The organism is Paraclostridium bifermentans, assembly GCF_964259345.1.
GTDB classification, from domain to species: Bacteria; Bacillota; Clostridia; order Peptostreptococcales; family Peptostreptococcaceae; genus Paraclostridium; species Paraclostridium bifermentans_B.
This window is the reverse complement of sequence record NZ_CAXVJR010000001.1, coordinates 815739-824472: the sequence shown is the minus strand read 5'-3', so window position 1 is coordinate 824472 and position 8734 is coordinate 815739. Positions and strand designations below refer to the sequence as shown.

Annotated in this window: 11 protein-coding genes; 9 read left to right on the top strand and 2 right to left on the bottom strand. The window is 27.7% G+C overall.

Features of this window, described 5'->3' with window-relative positions; translation table 11 throughout:
• The 7 genes from ACEXNK_RS04115 to fliN form a co-directional block, all read left to right on the top strand.
• Positions 1-282, top strand: a 282-nt coding sequence (locus ACEXNK_RS04115; RefSeq protein WP_373601195.1) for a chemotaxis protein CheC, incomplete at its 5' end; no start/stop codon positions are given.
• A 10-nt stretch (positions 283-292) separates the two neighbouring features.
• On the top strand, positions 293-778 hold the full coding sequence (locus ACEXNK_RS04110; protein WP_373601194.1) for a chemotaxis protein CheD: 486 nt from the start codon (positions 293-295) through the stop codon (positions 776-778).
• 18 nt (positions 779-796) lie between these two features.
• The gene (locus tag ACEXNK_RS04105; protein ID WP_373601193.1) at positions 797-1303 is read left to right on the top strand and encodes a chemotaxis protein CheW; all 507 of its coding nucleotides are present in this window, start codon (positions 797-799) and stop codon (positions 1301-1303) included.
• Positions 1287-2099, top strand: a complete 813-nt coding sequence (locus tag ACEXNK_RS04100) for a CheR family methyltransferase (protein WP_373601192.1) — start codon at positions 1287-1289, stop codon at positions 2097-2099. The genes ACEXNK_RS04105 and ACEXNK_RS04100 overlap by 17 nt, the downstream gene beginning before the upstream one ends.
• Positions 2100-2118: 19 nt before the next feature.
• Positions 2119-2472 carry a response regulator gene (locus ACEXNK_RS04095; RefSeq protein WP_373601191.1) on the top strand — a complete coding sequence of 118 codons (354 nt, stop codon included), beginning with the start codon at positions 2119-2121 and terminating at the stop codon, positions 2470-2472.
• A 390-nt stretch (positions 2473-2862) separates the two neighbouring features.
• Positions 2863-3750: a flagellar motor switch protein FliM gene (locus ACEXNK_RS04090; protein ID WP_373601190.1), complete on the top strand. Its 888-nt coding sequence runs from the start codon at positions 2863-2865 to the stop codon at positions 3748-3750.
• Between the two features lie 4 nt (positions 3751-3754).
• Positions 3755-4018 carry a flagellar motor switch protein FliN gene (gene fliN / locus ACEXNK_RS04085; protein WP_373601189.1) on the top strand — a complete coding sequence of 88 codons (264 nt, stop codon included), beginning with the start codon at positions 3755-3757 and terminating at the stop codon, positions 4016-4018.
• 67 nt (positions 4019-4085) lie between these two features.
• On the opposite strand, the gene ACEXNK_RS04080 is transcribed toward fliN, so the two are convergent.
• Both ACEXNK_RS04080 and ACEXNK_RS04075 read right to left on the bottom strand, forming a co-directional pair.
• A complete protein-coding gene (locus tag ACEXNK_RS04080; protein ID WP_373601188.1) occupies positions 4086-5399 on the bottom strand; it encodes a DUF1002 domain-containing protein in 1314 nt (437 codons plus the stop codon).
• Between the two features lie 185 nt (positions 5400-5584).
• Positions 5585-6475: a CAP domain-containing protein gene (locus ACEXNK_RS04075; RefSeq protein WP_373601187.1), complete on the bottom strand. Its 891-nt coding sequence runs from the start codon at positions 6473-6475 to the stop codon at positions 5585-5587.
• Between the two features lie 342 nt (positions 6476-6817).
• Here ACEXNK_RS04075 and ACEXNK_RS04070 point away from each other — a divergent pair, with 342 nt between their 5' ends.
• Both ACEXNK_RS04070 and ACEXNK_RS04065 read left to right on the top strand, forming a co-directional pair.
• Complete coding sequence (locus tag ACEXNK_RS04070) at positions 6818-7327, top strand: type I restriction enzyme HsdR N-terminal domain-containing protein (RefSeq protein WP_373601186.1); 510 nt, start codon at positions 6818-6820, stop codon at positions 7325-7327.
• 412 nt (positions 7328-7739) lie between these two features.
• On the top strand, positions 7740-8624 hold the full coding sequence (locus ACEXNK_RS04065; RefSeq protein ID WP_373601185.1) for a sigma-70 family RNA polymerase sigma factor: 885 nt from the start codon (positions 7740-7742) through the stop codon (positions 8622-8624).
• Positions 8625-8734 lie beyond the last annotated feature (110 nt).

The window sequence follows — 8734 nt, the reverse complement described above, 5'->3', positions numbered from 1 at the left end:
TCAATAGGAGAAATATGTAACATACTTTGTGGAACATACTTAACAGCAATATCTGATATGACAAGTTTAAGTATAACGCCATCGATACCATATTTTAGCGTAGATATGGTTATGGCAATAATGAACCTACCAGCTTCATTATATGGACAAGTTTCAGATTCTATTTTATGTATAGAAACTGATTTCTTTACATTAGATAAAGAGGTAGAAGGAAAATACTATTTTATACCAAAAGTAGAGTCGTGTAAAAAGCTACTAGCATCATTAGGATTTACTGACTAGGAGTGAATATATGAAAAATATAACAGTGGGTATAGCAGAGTTTAATATTGTAAAAGCACCAGATAAAATAACAACAATAGGATTAGGGTCATGTTGCGGGATAGTATTATATGATGAAAGTAAGAAAATTGCAGGGTTAGTTCATGTTTTGTTATCTGATTCAAAGTGTGACAAAAACTTATTGAACAAGGCTAAATACGCAGATACAGGAATCACTTTATTATATGAAGAAATGAAAAAAGCAGGAGCAAATCCCATGTATATAAAAGCTAAGTTAGCAGGAGGAGCCCACATGTTTAGCTTTAAAAATAGTGATAATAGTATATTCACTATTGGGCAAAAAAATGTTAAGGTTTGTAAAGAAACACTAGCTAAGTTAAGAGTTCCTATCGTTTCTGAAGATGTATTAGGAACTTGCGGTAGAACTATTACTTTCGATACGCTTACAAATAAACTTCGTATAAAAAGTGTTGGGAAAGGCGAAAAACTTATTTAAAAGGATGGTGTATTGTTTGTGAGTGCAAATAGTGAAATGATAGAGAATAAAAATGAAGACACAATAGAGAATAAAATAGATGATTTATATATGGTATTTGTAATAAATGATAGAAAGTATGCCCTATCATCAAAATATATAATTGAAATTATTGAAATGCTACCTATAACTAAGGTTCCATTTTTACCTAAGTATATGAATGGAATAATAAACTTAAGAAGTACAATTATTCCAATTATGGATGCTAGAATGAGATTTGATATGGAACCTATAGAATATAATGAAAGAACATGTATAATTATCATTGAAAATAATGAAAATAAAATAGGGTTAATAGTTGATGCAGTAAATGAAGTTATGAATATTTCACCAGATAAATGTATGAAGATGGATTCTAGTAAAGATGATGGAGTTTCAAACTTTATAAAAGGTGTTAGTGAAATAAATAATGATGTTCAAATGATTTTAGATTGTGATTCATTATTAGAGATTGTTGAGGACATGAAAAATGGAATTAACGAATAAAGATTTTGTACGATTAAAGAATTTTATGTATAATAATTATGGAATAAATCTTGAAAAGAAAAAAACTTTGATAGAAACACGACTAGTATTAATGATAAAAAAATTAGGTTTTCCAGATTTTAAAAGTTATATAGATAACTTAATGTGTGATAAAACAGGAGAACAAGCGGCAATATTAGTGGAAAAGCTAACAACTAACTTTACATATTTTATGAGAGAAGAACAGCACTATGAATTTTTAAAAAATGAAGTTTTAATACCAAATCTAAAAAAGCCAACAGTAGGAGGTCTTAAAATTTGGTGTGCGGCTTCATCTACAGGAGAAGAGCCATATTGTATAGCTATGGTAGTGCAATCAGTCTTAGGAAAATATCCAAGGTTAAAGACATCTATAACAGCATCAGATATTTCAAATAATGTATTAAAACAAGCTAAGGCAGGAGTTTATTCAGAAAGTAAGATATCTAAACTTCCTCAAGAGTGGATTAAAAATTACTTTCAAAAAATAAATAGCAGAGATTATAGTATTAGTAATGATATAAAAAAGCTAGTTGAATTTAAATATTTTAACTTAAATAATACAGTAGGATGGAATAAAAATTATCATGATGTTATATTTTGTAGGAATGTTATGATTTATTTTGATAACCCTACAAAGCAAAAACTGTGTAAAAGATTGTATGACTCTCTTAAACCAGGAGGATATTTGATAATAGGTATGTCTGAGAATTTATCAAATTTAGATACAGAATTTGAACGTGTCAAACCATCTGTATATAGAAAAAAACTAAAGTAAATAAAATGGAGGAAATAGTATGAAAAGAGTATTAATAGTTGATGATGCAGCATTTATGCGTATGTCTATACGTAATATGCTTGAGAGCAATGGATTTGAAATAGTAGGAGAAGCAGAAAATGGAGTAATGGCAATAGAAAAGTATAAAGAATTACAACCAGAAGTTGTAACAATGGATATAACTATGCCAGAAATGGATGGACTAGAGGCTTTAAGAGAAATAAAGAAAATAGATCCAGCAGCATCAGTAGTTATGGTATCAGCATTAGGGCAAGAGGCAAGAATGAAGGAAGCAATTATATATGGAGCAAAAGGGTTTATAGTAAAGCCATTTAAAGAAGAAATAATAGTATCTGCTTTAGCAAAATTATAAAATAAAGTTAAAAGTAATTAAATGTCGTAAGAATTAAATTTTCTTACGACATGATAATATAGCTATAAATCTTGCTTAATTTATTTTAAGTAGGATTTATTTAAATTTATAATAAATATTAATATCTATGTAATTATAGGTGAGTATACAATAAATAATTAGTAGTTGTGAATTTAGAAGATATTTAATTAAATCGTTTTTAAATTAATAACTACTTATTAGCAATATAAACTTATTATAATTAATATATTAAGTATGTAAAATTATATAATTTTGTAGAATTTTTATTTAAAATATCATTAGTTAGCAAATATATTAGAATTGAATTTAGAAAATTAAAGTACTATACAGGGAAAGATAAAATTTAGATAGGAGTTATAATAAGATATTATGAAAAAAGAAGTAACTACATACGACTTTAAAAAACCGCAAAGATATTCTACAAGTAATATGAGATTCTTATCTGTAATAGCAGAAGAGTTTTGCAAAAGTATAAACTTATTTGTAACGTATGAATTAAAAAGACCTAATATAGTTTGTAAGTTAGAGAAAGTAGAACAAACAAATTATGAAGAGTTTACAAATATGATAAATAATGATTCTGTAATTGTAGAACATGCAATACAGCCTTTAGTTCAGGGACTTATTTACCAATTAGATAAAAGTGTAGCAACTTCACTTATAGATTTAATACTTGGAGGAGATGGAGTAGTCGAAAATCATACTAGAGAACTTACTGAAGTTGATAGAGAACTTATATCTTATATAGGTGGAAAGTTCTTAACTAAAATGCATATTTTTGAAGGATGCGAATATATAGAAGTTTCTAAAGTATATACTAATGTTGGGGCTAGTAGAAAATATCCAGTAAGTGAATCTGTTCTTATTTCACATATGAAGATGATGGATGGAAATAGAGAAGTAGGTAAGATGAGCTTCTGTAATCCATATAGTTGTTTAGAACCTATATTAGAGCAGCTAGAACCAAAAAGACTTTTTAGAAGTAAAAATATTGAATATGATTTTGAATTTACAGGTGCAATATACAATAAAATTTGTAATACTCATACAGATATGGTTGCAGAACTAGGAAGAACAGAAATAAAAGTAGATGAACTTGTAAAATTAAAAATAGGTGATGTTATAACATTAGATACTAAAATAAATGGAGAAACAGAACTTTATGTAGGTGGGGCTAAGTCTTTTAAATGTAAGCCTGGATTAATAAAAAATAAAAAAGGTGTTATTATAACAGATTGTGTGAAAAAGGAAGGATAGTTATATGAGCGAAAAATTTGACAGAGTATTAGACATAGAACTAAAAGTAAGTGTTATTTTAGGTAGAACAAAAATGTCATTAAAAGATATATTTGAACTATCTAAAGGATCGTTAATAGAGTTAGATACTTTTGAAGATCAAGAAGTAGAAATACATGTAAATGGAAGAAAAATTGGGTATGGACAAGTTGTAATAGTAGATGAAAACTTTGGAGTAAGAATAACACGTTTAATAGGCGAAGATGAATTAGCAAAAACTTTAGTGTAAGATATTTAAAATTTTATATAAATAAAAAACACTCATTATTTATGGTAATGAGTGTTTTTTTATAAAACTAATTATTTGTATTTACGTTATTGCTTTCATCTACATTAGTAGTGTTATCTTGAGTATTTTGCTGTTGATTAGAATCAGTATGTTCATCAGTTTCAGTTGTACTATTATTGTTTAAATCAGATGAATTTTCATTATTTACAGAAGGTTGCTGTTCATTTAAAGATTGATTTTCTTCAGTACTTGGAGCTTGATTTAAATCTTGGTTATTTTCATCTGAATCAGAACCAGGTGCAATTTGACTATTATCATTTTGATTACTATCACTGTTATTAAATAATCCTGTAAACCAGTTCCATATTTTAGCAAAGAAACCTTCAACTTCATCGCTAGAAGGTAAATTTATAGCATCTTTATCAGTTGCATCTATTTGTACATTATCACCAAGAGCGCTATCATTAGTATTTTCTAATATACCAAGGTCTTTATTATCTCCACCGAATAAATTAGAGAACCAATCACCTATACCTTCAAACCAACCTTTTACAGTATCTAATATACCTGAGTTATTAACACTTTCTCCTAAAGCTTCAAGATTTTCATTTACAGTATTATTAACACTTTCTAAAGCATCTTTCATATCTTTATAATTATAATTTTGCTCAGATATTTTAAGCATTAAATCTTCTATTTGTTTTTGTTGTTCTGGCGATAAAGTAACGTTATAGTTATTAGTTACATTATTTATAGTATCCGCTATTTGAACAGTATCGCTAGTATTATTTTTTATAACCTCAGTCTTAACATCGTTAATTATCCCTGTTGCTTTATCTTGGCCAACAGATTCACCTAAGTCACCAGTTACAACCAATTCTTCAGTGGCTATTTCCTTTTTATTTTCATCTAAAGGCTTACCAGTAGCATCTTCGTATGCTTTCATAACCCCAGTAAGAGCTCCTGTACCACTTACAGGGAAGTTAGCTGCTATAACACAGTTAGCATCAGTAATACCTAAACTCGCAAGTGTACTTGCTATCATAGCAGATGTAACCCATGTAATATTAGCTGTTTTTACATTAATTCCACTTCCAGATTTTGTAGGCTCAACATAAGCACAAGAATAAGTTTTTGTACCTATTTGAGACTCTGGAGCTATTCCTTGTAAGTATTTTCTCTCTTCTTGATTATTTACTTGTAATATTACAGCATCATTTTTATTTACTCCAAAGTATTTTAACATTGTTTGCTGTTGTTCAGGCGATAAGTTAGCGCCTAATGTAACAACTTTTGAAGAGTCAGCAAATACTAAACTAACACTTCCTAAAACCATACTACTACATATAACAATTGAAATTATTTTCTTTTTTAAACTCATAATTAATCTCCTTTAAAAATTTAAACAGATACTAATATAATAATAAAACATTTTATACATTCTGACGATTACAAAATTATAACATTTTTAGTAGGCTAACTCAAATATTATATGTATATATTGATGTAAGTAAGTTATGGAAGATAATAAAAAGAGGTATAGCTAAATAGCTATACCTCTTTTTATTATCTTCCTATAAACATTTGAGTCCAATATAAAGATGACCCATCTGAAGCAATTCCTACCCCTAGTTCAGTGAAGTCAGGATTTAATATGTTTTTTCTATGACCAGGTGAATTCATCCATGAATTCATAACTTCTTTAGGAGTTTCTTGTCCCATTGCTATATTTTCACCAGCTGTACGATAAGTTATACCAAATTGTTTCATCATATCAAATGGAGAACCGTAAGTTGGAGATGTATGATCAAAATAATTTTTATCTATCATATCTTGAGATTTTAAAGTTGCAACTTTTGACAACTCAGAATTAAATTTTAAAGGTTGTAAACCTCTATTAGTTCTCTCTACATTAACTAAATCTAAAACTTCTTTTTGGAAGCTTGCAAAGTTTCCGCTTGGAGTAGAAGGTTTACTAGCTGTATTATTGTCTGTATTCGTATCAGGCTTAGATTCTGTACTAGTATCAGGTTTACTCTCAGGTTTAGTAGTTTCTACGTCTGGAGTAGAAGGTTTACTAGCTATATTATTGTCTGTATTCGTATCAGGCTTAGATTCTGTACTAGTATCAGGTTTACTCTCAGGCTTTGAAGTTTCTACATTCGGAGTAGAAGGCTTACTTTCTGGAGTTGTATTAGATACATTAGTATTTTTATTAGTACAATTTAGATTATTGTCTATCAAATCTTTAATTAAAGAATAATAAGATTTGATAGGAGCAGAACAATCTTTTCCATTTACATTTATATATATATATTCACTATAATTGCTATCACTGCAATAAACTTTTTTATTTATAGTTTCGTTAGATGCTGCATTAACAGGAAATGTTGAACCAGCACTTAAAATAGATACTATACCTAATGATGATAATAATATTTTTACTTTTTTATTCATAAGTCACCTCTTCTAAAAATAATTTTAATGAATTTTCTAAATATGTTACTTTATTGTAACCTTGTGAGTATGATACCCCCTTGGCTAGTTACAATGATAGCATATATATGATTTAATGTATAATGTAAAGTTATGTAATATTTATATATAAATTACAAATATGTAATAATATAGAGTATAAATTTAAAATAAAGAGTAAAAGCTATATTGATGGGTATAATGTATATAAATCATAAAAATTAGATTTACTATAGTAAAAAATTTAGTTATCTTATTAAATTTATGAAAAATATGGTATACTATAAAAAGATAATATTGGCAAAAGATGAAAGGAGAATTATTATGTCAAAAGAACTAGTAAAAGATAGAGTTATAAAATACTTAATGGAAGATTTATATGTTCCACAAGATATGATAGATACAGATGTTGCATTATCAGAATTTGAAGAAGGTGCAGAGGGCGTTATAGATATAATGATAAACGTAAAAGATAATGAAGATTATTATGCACCAGTTATGATAATAAAATGCTTAGATGAAGAAACTCCTCTTCAAGGTGAAGCAGCTCAAGAAGCAGTAAACTTCCTTGAAGATGTAGATAACATAACTTTAGCAGGTAGAGCGGTTTTAACTAATGGAAATGAAATGATGTATGCTAACTGGACAGGAGAAGAGTATGATACAGAAGAAGCTCTTCCAGAATACGATGTAATGGTAAAAGAATTCTTTGAAATGGAAGAACAAATAAAAGAACATGAAGAACAACATGAGTGTGGATGTGGTCATGACCACAATGATGAAGATCATGAATGTTGTGGTGGAAACTGTGGATGTAACCACGATCATAAATAATAAAATATTCTAAAATTTGAGTTGATAAAAGGGGTTTAGCTTGACTAAACCCTTTTATTAATGGTATTATAAATCTGTTATAATCTCATTAATATTTTACCGTAGTATAGGGGCAAGCATATTATTGGACTTATTAACTGGGATTTAACTTTGTCGTTCGAGGATAAAAGACTGCACATCGTGCAGTCTTTTGTTCTTTTCAGGGGAAATAAAATTAATATAATATTATTTTAAAAAAATATAAAAAAAATCAAGGGTTTTTATATATGGATGTAGAATAATAGATAAAGGAATTTGTTGACAAGTAAAAAGTATTTTTTAAAAAGTGCATACATAATATTATCATGAGGATAAAACTGAATATGCTTTTTTAAGTTGATTAACAAATTATTAGAGATAGAAGGGGTAGATTATGGGGGCTAAAAGAGAACATACTTATGAAAATTACATTTATAATGATTCATCAAATTCATCAAATGCTATGAAGATGTACTTAAAAGAAATCGAAGAGTATAAGATGTTATCAGCTGTAGAAGAAGTTGAATTAGCTAAAAAAATAGATGAATCATTTATAGGAGCTAAGGAAGAGTTTATTAATGCAAACTATAGATTAGTTGTTAGTATTGCTAAAAAATATAGAAAAGAAAATATTGATATGCTAGATTTGATTCAAGCTGGTAATATAGGTCTTATAAAAGCTGTAGAAAAATACGATTATAAAAAAGGATATAAGTTTAGTACTTATGCTACATGGTGGATAAAACAAAGTATAACTAGATATATAGATGATTGTGAAAATACAATTAGAATACCAGTTCATTTACATCAAAGAATAAATTTTGTAAAGAGAAAAAGACAAGAGTTATCATTAGAGCTTCAAAGAGAACCAAATATAGAAGAATTAGCAATAGCATGTGAAATAGATGTTGAAAAAGTAATCGACTTATTAAAAAGAGATAAAAATATAGTATCGCTAGATACTCCAATAAAAGAAGATGAAGATAGTAGTTTAGTAGAATTTATACCATCAGATGCATATTTTGGAGATGTAGTTATGCATGAGGTAGAGCAACATAATTTAAGAGAAAAAATTGAAGAAATATTAACTGGGCTTAGTGATCAAGAACAACAAGTTCTTAGAATGAGATTTGGATTAGATGATGATATACCTAAGACTTTAGAAGAAATAGGTAAGGTATTTGGAGTAACAAGAGAAAGAATAAGACAAATAGAGGCTAAAGCTATAAGAAAGTTAAGACATCCTAGCAGATTAAAACAATTAAAACATTTTTATTAAAAATTAAATAATAAAACCTGTGATAAACACATATATTTAGCTTAATAAAGCTAAGTATATGTGTTTTTGATTGTTATAATAATTACTATTAAACATGTAATATATGAAAA

Excerpts from the sequence above, each read along its gene's own strand:
- ACEXNK_RS04110 (WP_373601194.1), top strand. The coding sequence starts at position 293 with ATGAAAAATATAACAGTGGGTATAGCAGAGTTTAATATTGTAAAAGCA.
- ACEXNK_RS04100 (WP_373601192.1), top strand. The coding sequence starts at position 1,287 with ATGGAATTAACGAATAAAGATTTTGTACGATTAAAGAATTTTATGTAT.
- ACEXNK_RS04095 (WP_373601191.1), top strand. The coding sequence starts at position 2,119 with ATGAAAAGAGTATTAATAGTTGATGATGCAGCATTTATGCGTATGTCT.
- ACEXNK_RS04090 (WP_373601190.1), top strand. The coding sequence starts at position 2,863 with ATGAAAAAAGAAGTAACTACATACGACTTTAAAAAACCGCAAAGATAT.
- fliN (WP_373601189.1), top strand. The coding sequence starts at position 3,755 with ATGAGCGAAAAATTTGACAGAGTATTAGACATAGAACTAAAAGTAAGT.
- ACEXNK_RS04080 (WP_373601188.1), bottom strand. The coding sequence starts at position 5,399 with ATGAGTTTAAAAAAGAAAATAATTTCAATTGTTATATGTAGTAGTATG.
- ACEXNK_RS04075 (WP_373601187.1), bottom strand. The coding sequence starts at position 6,475 with ATGAATAAAAAAGTAAAAATATTATTATCATCATTAGGTATAGTATCT.
- ACEXNK_RS04070 (WP_373601186.1), top strand. The coding sequence starts at position 6,818 with ATGTCAAAAGAACTAGTAAAAGATAGAGTTATAAAATACTTAATGGAA.
- ACEXNK_RS04065 (WP_373601185.1), top strand. The coding sequence starts at position 7,740 with ATGGGGGCTAAAAGAGAACATACTTATGAAAATTACATTTATAATGAT.